The 20,236-nt window shown below is 57.8% G+C and carries 15 protein-coding genes and 7 pseudogenes; 9 read left to right on the top strand and 13 right to left on the bottom strand.

Going from position 1 to position 20,236, the window contains the following annotated elements; translation table 11 throughout:
* Nucleotides 1–12: 12 nt before the first annotated feature.
* From G9465_RS21000 to G9465_RS20985, 4 genes and pseudogenes are all read right to left on the bottom strand, one after another.
* On the bottom strand, nt 13–873 hold the full coding sequence (locus G9465_RS21000) for a carbohydrate ABC transporter permease (protein WP_166974117.1): 861 nt from the start codon (nt 871–873) through the stop codon (nt 13–15).
* The gene (locus tag G9465_RS20995; protein ID WP_166974114.1) at nt 873–1,892 is read right to left on the bottom strand and encodes a carbohydrate ABC transporter permease; all 1,020 of its coding nucleotides are present in this window, start codon (nt 1,890–1,892) and stop codon (nt 873–875) included. Before G9465_RS20995 ends, G9465_RS21000 begins: the two co-directional genes overlap by 1 nt.
* Nucleotides 1,882–3,041: pseudogene (locus G9465_RS20990) on the bottom strand (ABC transporter ATP-binding protein). The gene G9465_RS20995 and the pseudogene G9465_RS20990 overlap by 11 nt, the downstream one beginning before the upstream one ends.
* A 5-nt stretch (nt 3,042–3,046) precedes the next feature.
* A complete protein-coding gene (locus G9465_RS20985; protein WP_227015794.1) occupies nt 3,047–4,369 on the bottom strand; it encodes a sugar ABC transporter substrate-binding protein in 1,323 nt (440 codons plus the stop codon).
* A gap of 301 nt (nt 4,370–4,670) precedes the next feature.
* On the opposite strand from G9465_RS20985, the pseudogene melA reads away from it, so the two are divergent.
* The 3 genes and pseudogenes from melA (at nt 4,671) to G9465_RS20970 (ending at nt 8,855) form a co-directional block, all read left to right on the top strand.
* A pseudogene (melA, locus tag G9465_RS20980) lies at nt 4,671–5,977 on the top strand (alpha-galactosidase).
* Nucleotides 5,978–6,544: 567 nt separating this feature from the next.
* Nucleotides 6,545–7,453: an IclR family transcriptional regulator gene (locus G9465_RS20975; RefSeq protein ID WP_166974108.1), complete on the top strand. Its 909-nt coding sequence runs from the start codon at nt 6,545–6,547 to the stop codon at nt 7,451–7,453.
* Between the two features lie 58 nt (nt 7,454–7,511).
* Nucleotides 7,512–8,855: a sulfatase-like hydrolase/transferase gene (locus G9465_RS20970; RefSeq protein ID WP_166974104.1), complete on the top strand. Its 1,344-nt coding sequence runs from the start codon at nt 7,512–7,514 to the stop codon at nt 8,853–8,855.
* A gap of 58 nt (nt 8,856–8,913) precedes the next feature.
* Here the strand turns inward: G9465_RS20970 and G9465_RS20965 are convergent.
* Nucleotides 8,914–9,003, bottom strand: a pseudogene (locus G9465_RS20965) (IS6 family transposase); the annotation flags it as partial.
* Between the two features lie 16 nt (nt 9,004–9,019).
* Here G9465_RS20965 and G9465_RS20960 point away from each other — a divergent pair.
* Nucleotides 9,020–9,272: pseudogene (locus G9465_RS20960) on the top strand (IS1595 family transposase); the annotation flags it as partial.
* Between the two features lie 405 nt (nt 9,273–9,677).
* Here the strand turns inward: G9465_RS20960 and G9465_RS20955 are convergent.
* The gene (locus G9465_RS20955) at nt 9,678–10,553 is read right to left on the bottom strand and encodes an alpha/beta fold hydrolase (protein ID WP_166974101.1); all 876 of its coding nucleotides are present in this window, start codon (nt 10,551–10,553) and stop codon (nt 9,678–9,680) included.
* Nucleotides 10,554–11,015: 462 nt separating this feature from the next.
* On the opposite strand from G9465_RS20955, the gene G9465_RS20950 reads away from it, so the two are divergent.
* Nucleotides 11,016–11,240, top strand: a complete 225-nt coding sequence (locus tag G9465_RS20950; protein ID WP_166974098.1) for a hypothetical protein — start codon at nt 11,016–11,018, stop codon at nt 11,238–11,240.
* A 23-nt stretch (nt 11,241–11,263) separates the two neighbouring features.
* Here G9465_RS20950 and G9465_RS20945 read toward each other — a convergent pair whose 3' ends face one another.
* The 3 genes and pseudogenes from G9465_RS20945 to G9465_RS25815 all read right to left on the bottom strand — a co-directional run.
* On the bottom strand, nt 11,264–13,981 hold the full coding sequence (locus G9465_RS20945; RefSeq protein ID WP_166974095.1) for a UPF0182 family protein: 2,718 nt from the start codon (nt 13,979–13,981) through the stop codon (nt 11,264–11,266).
* Between the two features lie 141 nt (nt 13,982–14,122).
* A pseudogene (locus tag G9465_RS20940) lies at nt 14,123–14,478 on the bottom strand (NADH-quinone oxidoreductase subunit C); the annotation flags it as partial.
* Between the two features lie 352 nt (nt 14,479–14,830).
* A pseudogene (locus G9465_RS25815) lies at nt 14,831–14,935 on the bottom strand (acyl-CoA dehydrogenase); the annotation flags it as partial.
* Nucleotides 14,936–15,533: 598 nt separating this feature from the next.
* Here G9465_RS25815 and G9465_RS20930 point away from each other — a divergent pair.
* A complete protein-coding gene (locus G9465_RS20930) occupies nt 15,534–15,917 on the top strand; it encodes a hypothetical protein (protein WP_166974089.1) in 384 nt (127 codons plus the stop codon).
* A gap of 98 nt (nt 15,918–16,015) precedes the next feature.
* Here G9465_RS20930 and G9465_RS20925 read toward each other — a convergent pair whose 3' ends face one another.
* Complete coding sequence (locus G9465_RS20925) at nt 16,016–16,387, bottom strand: hypothetical protein (protein ID WP_166973131.1); 372 nt, start codon at nt 16,385–16,387, stop codon at nt 16,016–16,018.
* 455 nt (nt 16,388–16,842) lie between these two features.
* Between G9465_RS20925 and G9465_RS20920 the strand changes: the two genes are divergently transcribed.
* A complete protein-coding gene (locus G9465_RS20920; protein WP_166974086.1) occupies nt 16,843–17,682 on the top strand; it encodes a ParA family protein in 840 nt (279 codons plus the stop codon).
* Nucleotides 17,679–18,107 (top strand): hypothetical protein, encoded by a 429-nt coding sequence (locus tag G9465_RS20915; protein WP_166974083.1) that lies wholly within the window; start codon nt 17,679–17,681, stop codon nt 18,105–18,107. Before G9465_RS20920 ends, G9465_RS20915 begins: the two co-directional genes overlap by 4 nt.
* Nucleotides 18,108–18,385: 278 nt before the next feature.
* On the opposite strand, the pseudogene G9465_RS20910 reads toward G9465_RS20915, so the two are convergent.
* A pseudogene (locus tag G9465_RS20910) lies at nt 18,386–18,596 on the bottom strand (transposase); the annotation flags it as partial.
* A gap of 409 nt (nt 18,597–19,005) precedes the next feature.
* On the opposite strand from G9465_RS20910, the gene G9465_RS20905 reads away from it, so the two are divergent.
* Nucleotides 19,006–19,215, top strand: coding sequence for a hypothetical protein (locus tag G9465_RS20905; RefSeq protein WP_166973129.1), 210 nt, complete (start codon nt 19,006–19,008; stop codon nt 19,213–19,215).
* 1 nt (nt 19,216) lies between these two features.
* On the opposite strand, the gene G9465_RS20900 is transcribed toward G9465_RS20905, so the two are convergent.
* Nucleotides 19,217–19,675: a YeeE/YedE family protein gene (locus tag G9465_RS20900; RefSeq protein ID WP_166974080.1), complete on the bottom strand. Its 459-nt coding sequence runs from the start codon at nt 19,673–19,675 to the stop codon at nt 19,217–19,219.
* Nucleotides 19,676–20,233 carry a YeeE/YedE family protein gene (locus G9465_RS20895; protein WP_166974077.1) on the bottom strand — a complete coding sequence of 186 codons (558 nt, stop codon included), beginning with the start codon at nt 20,231–20,233 and terminating at the stop codon, nt 19,676–19,678.
* Between the last annotated feature and the right edge of the window lie 3 nt (nt 20,234–20,236).

The following is a 20,236-nucleotide window of genomic DNA, read 5'->3' as shown; positions in this document are numbered from 1 at the left end:
CGACCGGACCAGTCAGCCCTTGACACCCGAGAGGGTCATTCCTCGAATGAAGTACCGCTGGGCCGAAAGGAAGACGAGTATCACCGGCATCACGATGATTGCCGCCGCGGCCATCACGAGTCCCCATTCGGTAAAGAACTGATTTCGAACGCTGAATAGCGCAACTGGAAGGGTATACATGGAGTCGTCGCTGGCAATGATGAGTGGCCACTGGAAGTTGTTCCACGTCATGATGAACGTGTAGATACCCAACGTTGCGAGTGCTGGCTTTGCCAGTGGCAGGTATACTTTGTAGAATGTCTGCAGTTCGTTACATCCATCAATCTTCGCAGCGTCACCAAGTGCCGATGGCATCCCTTTGAAATGCTGTCGCAAAAGGAAGATGCCAATTGGATTGGCTATCATCGGTGCAACGAGTCCTTGGTAGGTATTCACCCAACCGAGTTTGGCGAGGAATACGTACACTGGGATAAGAGTCACCATCGCGGGTATCATCATCGTCGACATGAAAAGGAGGAAAAATTTCTCCCGGCCGATGAAATCCACCTTTGCAAGTGCATAGCCGGCGAGGCTGTCGAAGATGAGATTGAACGCAGTGACAGAGCCCGCGAAGACGATAGTGTTGAAGAACCACTTGCCGATTGGTTGGGTACTGAACAGCGTCTCGTAGTGATCAAGTGTGGGGTTCGATGGCAGCAGTTTAATCGATGCCGCCGATGGATTCGCCGTTACAGATGTCGCTAGCATCCACCAGAACGGGAGTGACCAGAGAAGTGCTCCGCCAATAACTCCAGCGTAGAGGAGCGTAGTCTTCGTCCAGTAGGTGGTGCCCGACCGTTCGTATCCGGGATAGTCGTAGTTCGAGCGTGGCATCAGTATGACACCTCATTCTGTTGGTTGAGCTGGTACTGATAATAACTGAACACGAACACGATAGCGAACAACATAAACGCCATCGCCGCTCCCTTCCCGTAACTACTGTTCTCGAAGGCTGTCTTGTAGATGAGAACGACAGTAGTCGTCGTCGCGTGATACGGGCCACCTTTCGCGAAGACGAGCGCGATACCAAACACCTGGAAGGTGCCGATGATGGAGAGCACGATGACGAAGAAGTGTGTGTTCCGTAGGTTGGGCCACGTGACCTCTTTGATTCGTTGCCAACCAGTTGCACCGTCGATGCGCGCGGCTTCGTAGAGCTCCTCGGGGATGCTCTGGAGCCCAGCTAGATAGAAGATCATATTGAATCCGATACCGCCCCAGAGGCCGATGAGCATGAGACTTCCGAGTGCCGTCCCCGGATCGTTCGCCCACGCATTCGCGAGCCCGAACGGGCGCAAGAACTCGTTGACCACGCCTTTGTTCGCGAGCAGCCACCGCCAAATGACGCCGCTTGCGGCGGACGTCAGCATCACAGGCATGAAGTAAGCTGCCCGGAGTGGTTTCTTTCCACGGATGCGCATATCGAGTGCAAGTGCCAAGAGGAAGGCACCAATAATCTGTGTAGGGACGACGACGACGACATACGCGATGGTGTTCCGAAGCGCGAACCACCAGAGGTTATACGACGGACTCCGCAGTGACGCCCAATTGTTCTCCCAAGGCCACGGAGTCAAGACTTCGACGTAGTTCTGGATGGGAAGACGAACGCCGAAGAGCGTCGTCCACGCCCACTCTCCCGAACTTGTGAACACGTTCCAATTTTGTGTGGAGAGAAAGAGCGCGAACAGTACCGGTCCTAAGAGGAACAGGGAGAAAACCACAAAGTTCGGGAGAATGAGAAGCAACCCGGCGAGGTTGTTCTGATCGGCATGTCCGAAACTGGGCAGGGACTGCTTGAACCGAGTGACTCTCTTTCGGACAGTGACAGAGTCGGTTTTGTCATCAACGGCCATGGCTAGGCACCTCCTCTCTACTGAGAATCCCCGATGGCCGATCAGCACTCCGCTCACGGTTGAATACGGCGGCGCCAGTCTGTCGGTCGAACGCATGGACGCGATCAGCGGGGAACCGGACGCGAACACAGTCGCTCTCGTCGACGATGTGTTCGCCGGTGACGGCAGCGGTTATTTCGACACCAGTCCGTTCGAGGTGCAGAAGATTCATGCTCCCCATCGGCTCGACGACATTGACGTCCATCTTCATCGTTCGGGGCCCGTCTTCGTCGGTGAGTTCGATGTCTTCCGGTCGAATCCCTACTGTCACCGAGTTCGAGTCTTCAGATTCGATCGCCGCCTGCTGTTCGTCAGTGAGGGATACCGGAACAGGTCCAAGTGGATAAGCCCATCAACGAACACCCCTTCGATAAAGTTCATCGAGGGAGATCCAATGAACCCAGCGACGAACTGGTTCGCGGGTTCGTAGTAACACTCCATCGGCGTGCCGATCTGCTGGAGTTGACCATCATTGAGGACGGCGATACGGTCGCCCATCGTCATTGCCTCGGTCTGGTCATGGGTCACGTATACCGTCGCGGCGCCGAGCTGTTGGTGGAGTTCTTGAAGTTCTGTACGCATCTGTGTCCGAAGTTTTGCATCCAAGTTCGAGAGTGGCTCGTCCATGAGGAAGAGTTCCGGGTCACGGACGATGGCTCGGCCTAGCGCTACCCGCTGCTGTTGACCACCGGAGAGTGCCTTGGGACGACGGTCGAGCAGGTCCGTGATCGAGAGCATCTCTGCCGCGTCCTCGACCCGCTCGGTTATTTTTTCATCCGGCAGGTCGGTCGACATCTTCAACCCAAACGACATGTTCCCGCGGGCGGTTCGCTGAGGATACAGCGCGTAGTTCTGAAACACCATCGCGATGTCACGGTCTTTAGGCTTGACATCGTTGACGACGTGGTCACCGATTTTGATTTCGCCGTCGGAAATGGTTTCGAGACCAGCGATGAGTCGCAGTGTCGTCGACTTCCCACACCCAGACGGACCGACGAGTACGAGAAACTCGCCGTCCTTGATATCGAGGCTCAGTTCGTCAACGGCGACCACGTCGTCCCCATCACTCTCGAAGCGCTTCTTAACGTCGGTAAGTGTGGTGTCTGCCATCGTTTTTAGAACACGTCACTGTTGAGTTGGCGCTCAGCGTCTTTCAACGCTGCGTCGGGTGACTTAGCGCCGGTAACCGCACCTTCGACTTCGGACATGACCGTATTGACGACCTCAGAGTGGTGAATCCCGAAGAGGAATGGCCGTCCGTCGTCTGCCAGGTTACCCAGGCCGTTGAGTAGCGGCCGGTCGTCGTAAAAGTCTTTTTCGAGCAGTGACTTCCGTGCAGGCAGTGCAGTCCCGGTTTTCGTCCACTTCCACATGCCCTCCTTGCTGGTGAGAGACTTAATCAAGGCCGCCGAGGCCTGCTTGGTTTCCTGCTGTGCGGAAGCTGACCAAGACGTTGTGAAAACTATCGTCGATTGCTGACCACCGTTCGGGATAGGCATCGGATTCGCAACTTTGAGAGAGTCAGAGACAGACCCATATTCTTCCTTCAGTGTCGAAATCGACCACGCACCAGTCATAGCGGCCGTCACCCTCTCTTTGCCGAGCGAGGGCGCAGCCCAAGTCGGACTGATTTCGTTCCCATATATTGCCGCGAGCCCGTCGCTACGGAGGTCAAGGAGGTACTGTAGTGCTTCGATAGCGGCCGTAGACCCGACGACACATTCCGAGTTATCCTCGGAGAGGATACGTCCACCGTTCTGCCAAATGAGTTGAACGAGGGTGTTTCGGGGCCTGCTTCCGAACGCGAATGGGTACTCGACGTCCGTACTCGTTTTAACCGCCTCAAGTGCGGAGCGAAAGCCACTCCAGGTCTCCGGTGAGGTATTCGCCCCTGCTTCCTCAAGGTGAGATTCATTCATAAAGAGACCAACCGGTGTGAAATCCTTCGGAATCCCGTAGGTCTTCCCCTGATACTGAAACGCCGAGAGGAGATTGTCCAGAATGTCGTCGTACGCGTATCCATCCGAATTCTCGACATAGGAGTCCAACGCAAGTAGCGCACTGTTTTGCATATACTGCAGCGCCGATCCCGACGCTAAGTAGAAGACCTCGGGTTCGGTTCCCCCAGAAAACTGTGTCTTCAGCTTGGTCGAGTATTCACCGAAGGGAATGTTCTGGTACTTCACATTTACATTCTGATTGGAAGAGTCGTAATCCTCGAGAATACTCGTAACGATATCAGACTCGACGTCACCTCCCCAGCTCGCTACGTTGAGTCTTTCACCTTGCGTAGTACTATTTGAGCTCCCCTCTTTACCAGACGTGTCGGTTGCTTCTGATTGATCGCTGGAATCGCTGCACCCCGCAAGTCCTGCTGCGACACTCGCACCGATCGTACTTACTAGACGCCGACGGCTAATGCTACGGTTTTTAGACATTGTCTGTCCGGCTCGACAGACTAATTGTAGGCATTTATATTTTACGTTGGCATAGAATTATACACCTACAGTCGGCCAGTTCCCAAACACAGCCGACCGGTGTCCAGTCAGTATCAGCTCCATCACAGCTCTATTACGGAGGTATACAGGCCGGAAGCAGAGCGCTGACATAGAGAAGCCATCAGCCGCAGATTCGAACCGTGCTGCCGTCGACAGAGATTTTTGAATCGCGCAGGTTCTCTACTGAACGGAGGGTCAGCAGGGATACATTTATTACCCCCTCACCAACAGGGTAGTATGCATGCCGAAGATTGCCTTCGTCGGAGCGGGTAGTATGGTGTTCGCCACGAAACTCGTGGGGGACATCCTCTCGTTCGACGACCTGAACGACAGTACCATCGCGTTGATGGACATCGACGAGCATCGACTCGACCAGACGACCCGCGTCGCCGAGGCGATGGTCGAGAACGAAGGCCTCGACGCGACGGTCGAATCGACCACCGACCGCGTCGAAGCGCTCGACGGCGCCGACTACGTCCTCAACATGATCAACGTCGGCGGCACCGAACCCTTCGAGAACGAGATACGCATTCCCGAGGAGTACGGCGTCGAGCAAGCCATCGGCGACACCATCGGGCCGGGCGGCATCTTCCGCGGCCTGCGGACCATCCCGACCATGCTCGACCTCGCCAACGACATGGAGGAGTTGTGTCCCGACGCCCTGCTGATGAACTACACGAACCCCATGTCCATCCTCTGCCAGACGATGTTCGAGGCGACGGACATCGAGACCGTCGGGCTGTGTCACAGCGTCCCCCACACCGCCGAGGCCATCGCCGACTACGTCGACGTCCCCGAGGACGAACTGGAGTACTGGGTCGCCGGCATCAACCACGTCGCGTGGTTCCTCGAAGCCACACACGACGGCGAGAGCGTCTATCCCGACCTCCGCGAGGCCTACGACGACCCCGAGACGTACGAGCGCGACACCGTGCGCTTCGAGATGATGAAACACTTCGGCTACTTCCCGACCGAATCCTCCCACCACATGTCCGAGTACGTCCCGTACTTCCGGACAGACGAGGACACCATCGAGGAGCTGACCGGCACGGACTACGCCGAGCGGATGCCCACTGCGACGTACCTGGAGGGTGGCAGGAACGCTCTGAGGAACGCGACGACCCCGAACTGGGCGTCGATCTGGACGAAGTGGGCGTCGAACGCTCCGAGGAGTACGCATCTCGGCTCATCCACTCCATCGAGACGGATACGACCCGCCGGTTCAACCTCAACGTCAGCAACGAGACCAACGCCATCGAGTCGCTCCCGACCGACGCCTGCGTCGAGGTCCCCGTCCTCGTCGACGGCACCGGCCTCCACCCGTGTTCGGTCGGCGAACTCCCCAACTCCGTCCGCACCTTCCCCCAGCAACACGTCGCCGTCCAGCAACTCGCCGTCGAAGGCGCACTGGAGAACGACCGCGAGAAGATCCACCGCGCGGTCAAACAGGACCCGCTCACGGCAGCCCAGTTGACCCTGCCGGAGATTCACGAGATGACCGAAGAACTGCTCGCCGCCAACGAAGCGTACCTCCCGCGACTCGAATAACCGACGCGCCACCGACAGCGAATCCGTTTTGAACAGTCTCGTTCGTTGAGCGCTCACAGACCATTTTGTCCTTGGTCGTAGATCATTCCCGAGTAAGCATTCACGTATCATGAATAACGGCTGTGCCAGTCTTGGCCCACACGAACGTATTCGAACGGTTATCTGAGTCAGGACGATAATGAATAGCTTGATACGATACGACATCACAAGGAATTGTGTTGACAGCGTCTGCATTCATATATCATGAATAGATTGTATGGCAGACTCGGACTGAGCGGGTCTACAGGGCAACGATTGCCCTGTAGACGACGACACCGCTATTGGAGTAACACAGGTACATCCATTATTCTGATTTGGGCAGCTGCCCACCGACAGCGATCGGCCCGGAACCGAGTCAATCGGCGAGAGTCAGTCGGTGTAGTGTCGGTTCTCGGGATTACGAACCCATCAATCTGCTCTACGTAGGCGTAAGCTGTTCTAACGTCGATTACTGGTTCCGAAGGACGCTGACTTCTGGCGGAGAGACCGTGTTTTCACGATATATGAATAGAGTCACAAGCCGTCGATATGCTCTACGTAGGCTGTTCTAACGTCGATTACTGGTTCCGAAGGATGCTGACTTCTGCCGAAAGAGGGGATTCTTCACAATATATGAATACGTTTATTGTGCTGGCAACTGATCGCTACGATGTGTCAAGACAATCAATCCCGAACCCGGACAAATTTGAGGACCCCGTCGCTCGGACGACAGTGACAAGTTTCCGTGTTATCGACGCGATGGCAGGGCGTGAGTCCGTCGGTGTCAGTGAATTGGCCGACGAACTATCGCTGCAGAGTGGGACGATCCACAAGCACCTCACAACACTCGAACGACTCGGCTACGTCGTCAAAGAAAACCGGCGGTACAGATTGAGTGTCCGGTTCATGGAACTGGGCGGGGGTGTACGCGCCCGTATGAGGCTATACAAGGTTGCGCATAAGCCGCTGAAGAAGTTAGCGGAAGCGACGGGAAAAGTTGCCAGCATCATGATTAAAGAAGGGAACCGAGGTGTGTATCTCGTTCGAATTAGAGACGAAGTCGAACCGAAAACAGAACTGTTCGAGGGGGAGCACGTGCCACTACCTGCTACTGCCGGTGGGAAAGCAATTCTCGCTTATTTGCCAGAAGAAAAACGGGAAGCAATCTTGGACAATTACGAAATGACGGACTACACCGAGAACACGATTACCGACAAAGATGCCCTCCGTAATGAACTACAGTCAGTCCGGGATGACAGACTGGCTCACGACATGGGCGAGTTCAATCCGGAACGACACTGTATCGCGGGACCGATCACCGATGCTGACAGGAACGCTATCGGGGCAGTGACGATCTCGGGGCCCGCCGACCGAATGCGTGCAGAGTCGTCGGAGTACGACTATCCGAGTATCGTTGGCAGTACAGCCAGTTCGATTAGGGGCAAGGTGATACAATGAACGCTGACCTGGTTCTGACGCAACGTGTCCTCGGATGCGCCAGGAAAGGAGGTCACAGATGAGTGATCGAGTGTCACAGCCCAACGTGCTGGCCGTGCTGACCGACCAGCAACGATGGGACACTCTGGGACTCTACAATTCTCCAATGGACCTTACGCCAACCCTTGACGACCTCGGACAGCGTGGGACGGTACTTGAGCAGGCGATAACACCACAACCAGCCTGTGTACCGTTCCAAGCCACCTTCCAGACAGGGATGTTTGCGACCGAGACCGGTGTCTGGCGTGGTGGACTGACCCTTGATGAAAAAATACGGACACTCCCTGAGCGGTTTGCTGACGCAGGATACGACGTCGGCTTCGTGGGCGGCTGGTACCTCTCTGGGACATTCGAAGATCCGGTTCCAGAGTCGCAGCGTGGTGGATACACCGACTTTTGGCGGGCGGCTGACGTTCCAGAGTTCACTTCCCATCCGACCGAGGGCTACCTCTACGATGAAGCGGGGAATGAAATCACGTTTGACACGTACCGGACAGACGCCTTCACAGAGTTCGGTATCGAGGCACTGGACACATTGTCGGAGCCATTCTTTCTTGTCGTCTCTTATCTCGAGCCACACCATCAGAACGATATGTGGACGTTTGTCGCGCCAGAGGACTACGCTGAGCGATACGGATCGAACCCTTCCGTGCCAAGTGATCTTAAGCCATATCCTGGCGACTGGTACGATGAACTTCCTGACTACTACGGGATGGTCAAGCGATTGGACGAGGCTGTCGACGATCTGCTAACGGCACTTGACAACCGCGGCATTCGTGAGAACACAGTCTTCGCCTATACCTCCGACCACGGTTGCCACTTCCGGACACGGCCAGGCGAGTATAAGCGCACAGCCCATGAGTCTGCTGTCAGGGTACCAGCGATACTGTCCGGTCCCGGGTTTGAAAACAGTAATAACATAGAGAATCCAAGAAGTATTATCGATCTCCCACCCACGTTGCTGGATGCTGCGGGATTGCAGATAGATAAAGAACTACACGGTAACAGTATACTGCCCGTCGTAAGGGGTGACGAACCCGACGAAAACGGTGACGTATTCATTCAAATTAGCGAGTCTCAGATCGGTAGAGCGATTCGGACCAATAGATGGAAGTACGCCGTCGCAGCTCCGAAAACAGCCGGTTGGCGCGGCGGGAATGGTGATCCAGCGAGCGACACGTACGTTGAACGCTACCTCTACGATCTCTGGGAGGACCCCGCCGAGCACGTCAACCTTGCCGGTCGACCGAACTACCGAGACGTGAGGACCAACCTGAGAGATCGACTTCTCGAGTATCTCAGAGAGTTCGAGAACGCAGACCCAGTCATCCAGCATCAGGACCGTGGATATTCGGAGTCCTGAAAAAAGAGGGCGTCTCATTGGTCGTGTTTGATTTGGATAACAGATAGCGAGACACTGTCTAGTTCTGAATCACCTCAGTGGGAGTTTGGCCATCTAGCGCTTGGTTCGGTCGTTCGTGGTTATAGTGGTGTCTGAACCGTCGTAACCACTACTTCGCGCTCGGTGGCCTCTCCACGCGTGGACGCGGAACGCACAGTAAGGACAATCCCCGTGTTCATTCTCGTCGATCGCGGGAGTAGCGCCGCTACGTGCTCCCAGCGAAAGCCGCCGACGATTCGACTCCTGCTGACCGACCGCCAGCAGGAGTCGCTCACCGTCTATACTGGCGGCTTTCGGTCCCATGGGACACTCGAGAAGAACGACGCGTTCGACCACGAATACGTCGTCCACGGAGACGGTGAATACGCCGACGTCGACACAGACGAAATTAAAGAGAAATTAGGGAGTTAGAAGCCCAGAAAGACAGTATCAACGCCGAGCTAGCCCAAATAGAATCTAAAATTCGTGGTTCATCTGAACTCGGACAAAATATATCCAAGGTAGAGGAATATATACAGAATAAAAGGGAGAGTTAGAAACAAAAGAGAGTAAGATAGAAGAGAGTCGGCTTCCCTATTGAATTCTCAGAGTCATCACGTCAAACGTGTGAGTCAGTTCCCGAACTTGGTGAGGATACGTGTTCCATACTCACAGACGCTGGATACTCAGAACCAACAATATCTGAACTTTTTCAATCTGGAGTGGTCCAGTAGGATTTCTCGTTGACCATTACATCGTCAATATTAACCCCGAAAACCACGCCATTAGCCAGTGAAAATCCATTTATCCCCCTTGGAAAAACGACCTGAGTTCACGTGCCACATCGTCCGGTACCTCTTCAGGCAAGTAATGGCCACAATCGAGAGGGTGACCTCGAACATCCTTTGCCCATGACTCCCAAATTCCGAGTATATCCGTCGGTCGTCCTTTCCGTGAACCAGTCTCACCCCAGAGCGCTAACATCGGACACTCGATTTGATTCCCCGCTTCTCTGTCTGCCCGGTCGTGTCCGGGATCGATGCTAAACCCAGCACGGTAATCCTCGCAAGTGGCACGAATAACGTCATCGTCGTCAAAGCATTCGCGATACTCGTTAAGTGCCTCATCGGCAAAGATATCGAGTCCGGACCTCCCAAGCATGTACTCAATATAGTACTCGGGATCGGTTCCGATGAGTGTTTCTGGGAACGGGTGGGGCTGGGCCATAAAAAACCAGTGATATCTCACCAATGCTGCTTCACACGTCATCCGCTCAACTGATTCTAGCGTCGGAATCATGTCTAAGGTAACGAGACGCTCGACATGATTAGGATGATCAAGTGCGAGACGATAGGCGACCCGACCGCCGCGATCATGACCAGCCATTTGGAACCGGTCGTAACCAAGTTCGTTCATGACAGTGACTACGTCCTCAGCCATCGCCCGGTTCGAGTAATCTGCTGTCGAGGGGGACACTGGCCCGTTACTGCGGCCGTACCCACGGAGATCAGGTATAACGACCGAAAATTGGTCGGTTAGTTGTGGTGCGACCTCATGCCACATTGCCCCCGTTTCGGGGTATCCGTGGAGCAATACCAATGGTGGGCCGTTACCTCCTCGTCGAAGAGCGATATCGGCGCTGTCGGTCTCGATATATTCCTGCTCAAACTCTTCGAACATAACGTGCTGGTAGTATGTTTCGGCTGGTATAGTTTTTATGCGTACGTAAGGGTCGGGTTTAGTTTAACGAGTTTCAACATGTTCCGAGCACTCTTACGCAATCTGACGAGTTCGACTACACGTCGCCGGCAGGCGCTGAGACTGCGAGGAGCGCGCCCCGAGGCAGCGTTCACCCTCGATGACCTGCGTGCAGTCGACGCTCCGATCGCGCTGCTCTGGGTAAGCGACGACCCCTTCGGCAACCGATGAGGAGACGAATCGGTAGAGACAGAGGAGCAACGTAACGCTCGGGATCGGTCGGCGGATGCTCGGGAGTTGTCTGGAAGGAGCCGTCGGCCTGCCATGTGGTCACCACCAGACAGAACGGATCGACCAAGTCGTAGTGATTACGCGTACTGAACCGTCGTGACCAAGGGTCGTGGGAATCAATGTGTGTGTTCGCTCCAAGTCCGAATACACCTCGTGTGCAGCGTAGTACTCGTCGAGCACGTCCAGTCGCTTGGTCCGGCCCCCTCATCGGTCTTCGACGTCGCCCTGGCTGCGACGGGCGACGCCCACCTGCTCGGGGCGTGTCACTGGCTGCCGGCGACCGAATGGGACCTCGAACGAGCGCTGGACGACCCGGACCACCTAGACGGTGTCGGTCTGACTGAGACGAGCAACCACCACACAGGGCCGCCTGGCTGATTCGAGGCGTGCCCGCTGCGCCGCTATCGCCCCGTCGTGTTCCCCTCTTGCTGGGCGTCGGACGCCTCGAGCAATTCGCCGAGGGCACTGATCTTCTGGGCATACGTCTCGAAGTCGCCGCGCTGCAAGGCCGCCTGTGCCTCGTCGTACAGCGTTCGGGCCCGGTCGAGTTCTGCCGGCGACAGGCCGGCACCGGGGCTCGGCGCCGCGGGGCTGGCCACCCCGGCCTGCACCGCGATGGCTCGCTCGAGCGACGGCTGCATCGTCACCCGGTCGCCGTGGACCAGGATGACCCGCTTGAGCTCCGGCAGTGCCCCCTGCTCCCGGGATTCGAGAAAGAGCGGTTCGACGTAGATGATGGTGTCACCGATCGGGATGGCCAGCAGATTCCCGCGGATGACCGAGGACCCGGCCTGTGACCAGAGGGTGATCTGTTGGGAGATATCGGCGTCTTGGTCGATTCGGGACTCGATCTGCATCGGCCCGAAAATCAGCCGTTGTTTCGAGAAGCGGAACGCCTTGAGCGTCCCGTAGTTCGGCGGGTCCGACCGGGCGGCAAGCCAGCCGATCATGTTCTGTCGTCCCTCCGGGATGTACGGTTGGATCATGACGAACTCGGGATCGTCTGCCCCGGGGAACGTCATGATGATGTAGTAGGGGTCCATCGGAAGCTCCGCGCCCCGGGCCACCTCGTTCGGGATGCGCCAGGCGTCCTCTTTGTTGTAGAACACCCGTGGGTCCTTCATATGGTACGTGAGGTACTGCTGTGCCTGCACCCGGAACGCATCCTCGGGATACCGCACGTGTTGGCGGAGGCCAGCGGGCATCTCCTCGAAATCCTTGAACAGTCCCGGGAAGGCCTTCCGGTAGGTCCGAATGAGTGGATCGTCCGGTTCTGCGACGTAGTAGGTGGTCTCGCCGGTGTGTGCGTCGACGACGACTTTGACGGAGTTGCGGACGTAATTCACCCGGTCACCTTTGAACCGGACCCGGTCGGAGTACGGGTAAGTATCGGTCGTCGTGTAGGCGTCGTAGATCCAGTAGAGCTTCCCGTTCGACGCCACCACGTACGGGTCACGGTCGTACTCGAGGAAGGGGGCGATGGTGGGGGCCCGAGTCTGGATGTCCCTGTGAAACTGCAATCGTGACTCCGAGGTCACGGAATCCGAGAGGACGATCCGCGGGTCCAGGAACTTGATCGAGTAGACCAGTTCCCGGAGCGCCGAGTCAAGCAGGATGCCGCCGTCGCCCTTGTAGGACGTGTAGACGTTCTGTCCACCACTCGGGTAGTCGAGTTCGCGAGTGTTCGTGTTGACAATGGCGTAGTCGGTCGTCGTCTCCCCGTAGTAGATGCGTGGCTGGGTGACGTTGATGCCAGCCGACGACTGCGGCGGGATGTCCTTGATGTAGAACGTGGGTAAGCCGTCTGCAGTGACACTGCTGACCGGGGACATGGCGACCCCGAACCCGTGCGTGTACACGAGGTGTCGGTTGACCCACGTCTGGGATTCGGGTGGGAGCGCCTGGAATTCGAGTTCGCGGGCAGAGACCATCACCTGCGTCTTCTGACCGTCCACTTCGTACCGATCGATGTCGACGTCGGTGAACTGGTAGTAGGTCCGGAAGATCTGGAGTTCGTTGTACGTCGTTAGGAGTGGCCGAGGATCCCACAACCGGACGTTGTCGATGGTCCCCGGATTGTCGTCGATATGCCCTCTGGTGAGCGTGTCGGAGACGGGGAACTGCCGCTCTTCGATGCGATCGAGCGCGTAGGCTCTGTTGGTGAACTTAATCTCGTGTTCGAGATACTGCTCTTCTTTGTTGAGTTCGTCCGGCTCGACGACGAACTCCTGATAGACGGCGCCGGCGGTGTGCCCAAGGAGTAAGAACCCGATCAGTAGGGCGATGGGCACGTACACTGCACGGGCGTCTGGCATCCATCTGCTGGCGAGGACTACCAGGCCGCCGAGCAGGGAGGTTACCGTGAGCAATCCTAGCAGGGGCAAGAACACGGCCCGGTCGGTGGCACCCATCCCGAAGACGACACCGCGGGGAGAGAACAGGAGCTCGTACCGGTCGAGGAAGAACAGGACCCCCAGCAGAACCAGCAGGACGCCGATGTAGCTCACGATGTGTGTATAGGCGTACGCTCTGAGATACGACACGTAGGCCCAGGGATCGTAGGTGACGGTCCCACCAGCAGATTCCTCGTCGCCCTGGCCAGTGGTGGCGACGAACTCGCGGCCGTAGAGCGCCATCGACAGGCCGAGTCCCGCCGCGGTGACGACGACGAGATACCCCACGATGAGGTTCAAGAACGGCAGGGTGTAGACGTAGAAGGCAACATCCAGTCCGGAGATCGGGTCGGCGATGTCGAAGGACGTCGCATGGATGAACCGGAGGACGGTATCCCACGCGGAGGCGTAGACGAGACCGATGAGCACAGCAAGGACGATGATGGCCGCTCGATAGCGCCACGGCGGCGGGCGAGCGCCACTGCGCTGGAGGTTCTGCGTAGCGATGCGATAGCTGCCGTACAGAACGAGGGCGCTGATCCCCGCAGTCAGGACGAACAGCCCGAGCCAGTACGCGAGGATCGTGAGAAACACTGACTCGTAGTCCAGGGCGGCAAACCAGAGGAAATCGCCGTACAGCGAGGGGAGCGCGACGCTCCCGTACAGGGCGAGCACCGCAACCAGCCAGCGTAGCAGCCGTTTCCAGGGATGGCGATTCCCCCGCATACTAGACCATTGATGTCAATGCACTAAACAATATGCCAGCCAGTCAGCGACCACTGAACCACTTTCAGTTCCACTCTGCACCCGTGGCTCACCCCTACGCCAGCGCCGTAGGAGGCCGGAAAACGTCAGTTCCCACGGAACTTACCGGTCGACTTCGCCGAGGATCACGTCGAGACTCCCGAGAGTCGCAATCAGGTCGGGGACGTGAGCGTCTTCGACCATTTCGGGAAGCGCGTGGGGTTCGAGAAGCAGGGGCTTCAGATCTTGAACCGCGCGGGCTTGTCGGTGCCGTTGGTACGGATATAGATACCGAGTACCCCCTTCGCACCCTCAACTGCGCGGTAGATTTCGCGGCCGTCTTCGGGCCAATCCCTGAGGAGGTCGACGCACTGGGCGATGATCTTCGCTGACTCTTCGACCTCACGGAGGCGCACGAGGACGCGTGAGTAGTTATCACAGCCGTTGTCTGTCACGACGTTCCAATCGAGTTGGTGGTAGTCTCACGCGCGCGCCCCCAAAGCGATTGTCCGACGCGAAAAGACATAACGGGTGGGTCGATATGTCCGACGCGAAAAGACATAACAGGTGGGTCGATAGGGTGTTTCTCCCCCAGGCTTGTAATATTCTAAAGTTATTTATTTATATTTAATAGTTTATCAATAATTGTTGTATTTCATGCTAGCGAAACAGTGCTGGCTCGACTCGACTGTCGTGGACGAAACCAGTCAGTTCGAGCTTTACGAAGCGTTCAATCCCTCGTTTGACGCTATCGTGTTGTCCGTCGATACCGTCGACACGTACGAACTGCCTGCAAGCATCGCTCGAATCGTCCCGTACGACTACAGTGGTTCAACCCAACGCGCCAAAGCCACCGTCTTCCATCAACTCGGCGACCTTCTCGGGGTTCTGGAACGCAGCGAGCAGTGCGAACTCACGAGCGTCGGTCTGCCTGATCGTGGGCGATAGCTTTATCCAGAATACCGATTGAAGGGGCCTACTCGACCTCAAACACCGAGTGCTGTCGAACGCCACCGATCTGTGGACTCAGTGACTGTCGATTCGCCCTGAGACACTCTCATTTCACGCCAGTTCTCGTTCGCTGTGTACCAACCTCCGAGGTTGTCGGGTCCAAAATCGCACACCTCCGTATAGCACGATATGATTTATAACTACCAAACTGTACCGCAGTCTAGCGAGTAGCGCCGCAATAGTCCTACTATGCACTATTCCGCAATGTACACTGGTTTTAGGGTCCCACGCCGTACGGTGACCACGAATAGTATCGACAGAAGGCTCCTTCAACTGACGGGCGATAGACCCTTTCAACGGCCATCGAACACTTCGTCGCGGACACGAGAAACTCGACGGTTCGGGGAATTACGTCGATATGGCCGGTCACATCGTGCGACGGTGGGCCGACGTCGACCTCGCCGACACCGGACTCAGGTCCTCGGAAGACCAGCAACGCGAACACATGCCGCTTCCCGACTAGGCACACCCGTCCATCGAACAGTGGGAGCGAATTCTCGACCCTCCGGTCGACTCGTGGCCCGTGTTTCCGACGCTCCACGCCTCCTCGCTCCACGCACAGATTCTGGACGCGTGGCGGTCGATGTGGCTGTCCTCGATGTCGTGCGTGAGGCGGGGACTACCACCGTCGATATCGGTCACTGGCGTCCGGAGCGTCCTCAAACGGATCTGTGAGGCCGGCAATATCCATGTCGAGGGAGACAAGGAGTATCTGACTCCACACGGTGCCTGCCGAGGCGTGGGTGAGTTTCGCTATCGGATCGTTGGCTTCGAGGCCCCACAGCCGGCGTTCAGACACGAAGGCCCGGGTATCTCTTCGCAGATGGACTCACATATCGAGGCCAGCGAACTCGCAGACGTGACCGGCGACGGGTTCGAAAGCCACGACAATCGTCCCGACGGATGACACCGTGGGAGGCGGCCGTCGTTGCGTTGCTGATCGATAGCTGTTCTTTCCGCCATGGAAGATGCTCGTTTGTGGGGTGTCGTGGTTATTTGTGCCGCTCAGGCGGGAGTGACCGGTCCGACGTACTGGCTCTTCACTGCATCTCCCTCTCGCCACTGCAGGTAGTAGTAGTCGCGGTCGTCGATCGTTTTCGTCGTGATCGTCCCCGTCGAACGATCGATTCCCGCCTTCTCGTACGCCGAACCGAGCGCTTCTTCCCAGTCTTTGTCGTCTTCCCAGTTATCCGGTGGTTCGGCGGGCGATTCGCTCCGGTCGCGTCCTGTTGTGGCCTCCGATAATTGATCTATCAGCGTCTCGACCGCTGTGAGCGCCTGTCGATAGCTGTCTCGCACCTCCTCGTTCTCGTGCTCTCCGGTGGCCATTTCGTGTAGGTGGGTTCGCGCTTTGGTTGCCCGATCTCTATCCTCCATCCCTAGAAACCGATTCGTTGCACTGACTTAGTGATTTAGGCACCCTTCGTTCAGCGCCCTCGTTTCGAGCCATTGCTCGATGCGGTCGGTCGACCCTCGTGCCATCGTCGTCGGCGCCTAGCTGTCAGCACCGGTCGGCGTCAGTCTCTTTCCGTCCAGTTAGCTCTTCGAAGTCGGATGTCTAACTGGACGTCTCAAACATACGGTCTGGCTGTTCTGTTTGGATATGCCTGCCAGCGATACGATACAGCCGAGCCGTTCAGCGAGATAGTATATGCGTTCATTCTGGCTGGGCTGAATGGCCCGACCATTTAGCTATCCCGTCCGACTATATTGTCCAGATATATGGTTCGGCGATATTGTTCAGATATACAGTTTAGCTATGCTGCTTAGATATACTATCTCGCTATACCGTCTGACTGAGTTTTATAGTCCCCTGGTACAACGATACTGGTATGCTGGCCTTTACGACGTATTCCGAAGCTGGCGGCGTCGGAAAATCGACACTTGCGGCGAGCCTCGCCGTCGCCGCTGCTCGTGACGGGCGCGACGTTTTAGTCATCGACCTCGACCCACAGGAAGCCTCGATATCGTACCTGCTTGACGTCGATGACGAGCGAGACGATAGCTCGGCTGATTCGCTGGTCCGTCACCTCGTCGAACGTCCGCGTGGGGAGTTCGACGACCTCATCAGGCCGAGCGAGGGCGTCGACGTGATTCCCGCCCACAACAGCCTCTCGATGCTGGGTAAACACCTCCAGCGACGGGAGGAGGAAGCAAACGATTTCGGTGAGAACTGGAACCGAAACGTCCAGTTACTGCGCGTTCTCCGGGAAAACGACGTCCAAGACCGCTACGATACGCTCATCATCGACCCACCGGCGACGGCCGACGTCAAACTCTACAACGCGATTCACGCCACGCGCTCGCTGGTCGTCCCGTTCGAGCCCAGCGGGAAGGGTTTCAAGAGCGTCGACGGTCTCGAAGACCTGGTTCCCGGGCTCGAAGAAAACCTCGGTATCAACGTCGGCGTACTGGCCATCGTCCCGAACAACTTCTCGGGGACGAACGACCAGCAGGATATGCTCGAAGAGATTCAGAACAAGGGGTACGACGTCCCGGTGGTCTTGAACGAGCGCGGGTCGCTGTTCGAGGGGTGCTGGCGCCAGCAGTGCTCGGCGTTCAAGTACATCGAGGAGCACCGAGACCGTGAACGGGACTACGAACTCGCAACGCTAGAGCGGCTTCGGTCTCTGAGTCGGCAGCTACACGGAACCGTGGAGGCGACAGCATGAAGTCGGGCACCGGTGACGACCCGTTCGCCGACGACCCCGTCGAAGACGACGGGCCAGCAGAGAAACAGGCCGAGTCGTCGGCAGTTGAGACCGAAAGAGACGACGAGCGCCGACCGTCGCGCACCACTGAACGGGCCGAGACGACCACTACAGATAGGCGTGGGGCCGGGTCGGTGGACACAGTCTCCGAACTGCCCTACAAGTATCGCCGTGACAGCGTCAAGGAGTTACGAACCCAACAGCCGATGTTCCTGCAGGACACCACCGAGGAACTCATCGACAACACTGTCGACCAGATGGAGGTCGAATTCGACGAAGACGTCTACAAGACAGACGTCGTCGAAGCGATGCTCGTCGCCGGAGCCGAAGGGTCGACGCCCGCAGCCGTGCTGCGCCGGTGGGGATACGGCATGAAGAACAAATGAGCCGCTCGCTGGACAGATCACCGTTAGGCAGCTACTAGAAGGACGTCTCTACCCCCTGTAAACCGCTGAACGCTATACCTATCGTGGCGGCGTGGGAAGTTGAGACTACAGTGGGTTTAGCGACTGCGTGGGTTCGGCCGAATCAGTGAGCAGGAACTGCATCAACTCGGCTCTCAGGCACTCTTTCTTATCGTAGTATCGACCATTTCGGCACTTCTCGGGGCTGCTACTAGTGTTGCCACTCCGAAAAGCGGTATTCGATCGGACTGGGTGGCTTTCTACCCGATTCCCGCCTTCTTCAGCAGCGGCAGCGTATTATCCGCCGTCACGGTCGGGCGTACTCGTCAGTCGGCGTGATTTGAACGGGTAGATCAACCGCCCGCCAAATCGACTCAAGAGGCAGGCGAACGCGAAGTAGAGGAACCGGGGCCCGAAATCCTTCGACGTCGTCGCAGCCATGAATCGCTTGATGGGTTTGTAACCATTCTCGGTCGACCTTGGCAGCGCTACGCCGATCCGATCGACCACAGTCGGCGCTCCCAGAACCTCGACGTCCTCGTCGACCGGCACGAAGTCGACGGCGGTGAGCAGCGATGACGGGCCGCCCGGCCATCCGGCGCCGTCGCTCGGTGCGTAGCAAGTGGAGTCCAGCCAGTCGGTGCTGTCAGAGGCACGGGTCCACAGTGAGTGTGGTGACTGAGTGGAGTCCTACGCGGAGCTACACTGAACGTGTAGATAACCGTTGCTATAGCGTCAGTACTACCGGACTGTTTCACGATGCGATACCCCGCCGACGTGGACGACGGGGGTTGGCATCGCGTGCCTCTGACAGCACTCCGGGACAAAGCGAACCGCTCTGTACCGGCGGTATCCGAGACGCAGTCCAGCGTAGATGTAGTTGCCGCCTGTATGTGCGAGCCCGGCCCACGGCACGCCGACGTACTACCGTCGCCGGAGGTGCTCGCTGCTGGCGACGACCGACGCCGCCACGGTCGTTCCCGAACGCGCCGGGCCCTCGGTCGGCGCCGGTGACCCACGCGATGAACAGGCTAGCCAGCGCTGCACCGACAGAGAGGACGACGAGGGCGGGGTCCATGTGAACACGTGAGTTAGTCTGCGCCTGTCGGGGCCGTGTCGCGTGTCTGGCTCCGACTCCGCCAGTAGCCCTGGAGGTACGCGCCGACGAACATGCCGGCGAGCGCCCAGAGGATGGTGACGTTGCCGACGCCGAGGCTGGCGTAGGCCGCCCCAGGACAGATGCCCGAGAGCCCCCAACCGACGCCGAAGATGGCGCCACCGACGACCACGTTCCGGTCGAACGGCTTCAGCCGCCGTTCGTACCGGTCGCCGGTCAGCGGTGCGGTGTCTCGAATCCCGGGCATCACCGCGAAGGCGATGCCGGAGACGATGGCCGCGCCGAACATGACGAACAGCAGGCCGAAGTCCTCGAACTGGAGGAAGTTCAGCACGACCTCCGGACGCGCCATGTGGCTGAAGCCGAGCCCGAACCCGAAGATCAGGCCGCCGACCAAGATCAGCGGCTTGAACAGGGGATGGCGGTCGGCCATCTACGGGCTCACCCCCAGCGCTGCGACGAGCTGGGCGGTTCCGATGGCGACAAGCAGGAACGTCGCCACGCCGACGATGGACGTCTTCGACGCCGAACCGACGCCACAGACTCCGTGGCCGGACGTACAGCCCTTCCCGATTCGGGTCCCGATCCCGACGAGAATGCCACCGAAGAACAGCCGCCACGGCTGGACGTCGGTCAGCCACAGGGTCACGCCGGCGACCTCATACAGTTGGCCGGTCGTTCCGGGCTCGTAGAGCGACGTCGCGACGACGCCGGATTGGACCGTCGCCGCGAACGCTGCCGCACCGAGGACGATGCCGAGCGTGAACACGACGCGCCAGTCACGTGAGCTGACGTACTGCTGGAACCGCGACTGGTCTGAAACGTACGACAGCGTCGACTCGAGGAACGTGCTCGCGCCCGCCGGGATGCCCGTTCCGACGTAGATCACGACTGCACCGAGCCCGACCAGCAGGCCGCCGATAGCGTAGCGACTGATCCCGTTGGGGAACAGCTCGGCGGCCAGCTGCAGGACGAGTAGCTCAGTCACCATCGG

It is taken from the genome of Haloarcula sp. JP-L23, assembly GCF_011602445.1.
Classification (GTDB): domain Archaea; phylum Halobacteriota; class Halobacteria; order Halobacteriales; family Haloarculaceae; genus Haloarcula; species Haloarcula pellucida.
The sequence above is the reverse complement of the archived record's forward strand: the minus strand, read 5'-3'. Positions and strand labels throughout refer to the sequence as shown.

Bases quoted from the DNA above. Each gene is read 5' to 3' on its own strand.
- G9465_RS21000 (WP_166974117.1), bottom strand. From the start codon at position 873: ATGCCACGCTCGAACTACGACTATCCCGGATACGAACGGTCGGGCACC.
- G9465_RS20920 (WP_166974086.1), top strand. From the start codon at position 16,843: ATGCTGGCCTTTACGACGTATTCCGAAGCTGGCGGCGTCGGAAAATCG.
- G9465_RS20975 (WP_166974108.1), top strand. From the start codon at position 6,545: ATGCTCTACGTAGGCTGTTCTAACGTCGATTACTGGTTCCGAAGGATG.
- G9465_RS20970 (WP_166974104.1), top strand. From the start codon at position 7,512: ATGAGTGATCGAGTGTCACAGCCCAACGTGCTGGCCGTGCTGACCGAC.
- G9465_RS20915 (WP_166974083.1), top strand. From the start codon at position 17,679: ATGAAGTCGGGCACCGGTGACGACCCGTTCGCCGACGACCCCGTCGAA.
- G9465_RS20925 (WP_166973131.1), bottom strand. From the start codon at position 16,387: ATGGAGGATAGAGATCGGGCAACCAAAGCGCGAACCCACCTACACGAA.
- G9465_RS20895 (WP_166974077.1), bottom strand. From the start codon at position 20,233: ATGGTGACTGAGCTACTCGTCCTGCAGCTGGCCGCCGAGCTGTTCCCC.
- G9465_RS20995 (WP_166974114.1), bottom strand. From the start codon at position 1,892: ATGGCCGTTGATGACAAAACCGACTCTGTCACTGTCCGAAAGAGAGTC.
- G9465_RS20900 (WP_166974080.1), bottom strand. From the start codon at position 19,675: ATGGCCGACCGCCATCCCCTGTTCAAGCCGCTGATCTTGGTCGGCGGC.
- G9465_RS20985 (WP_227015794.1), bottom strand. From the start codon at position 4,369: ATGTCTAAAAACCGTAGCATTAGCCGTCGGCGTCTAGTAAGTACGATC.
- G9465_RS20945 (WP_166974095.1), bottom strand. From the start codon at position 13,981: ATGCGGGGGAATCGCCATCCCTGGAAACGGCTGCTACGCTGGCTGGTT.
- G9465_RS20955 (WP_166974101.1), bottom strand. From the start codon at position 10,553: ATGTTCGAAGAGTTTGAGCAGGAATATATCGAGACCGACAGCGCCGAT.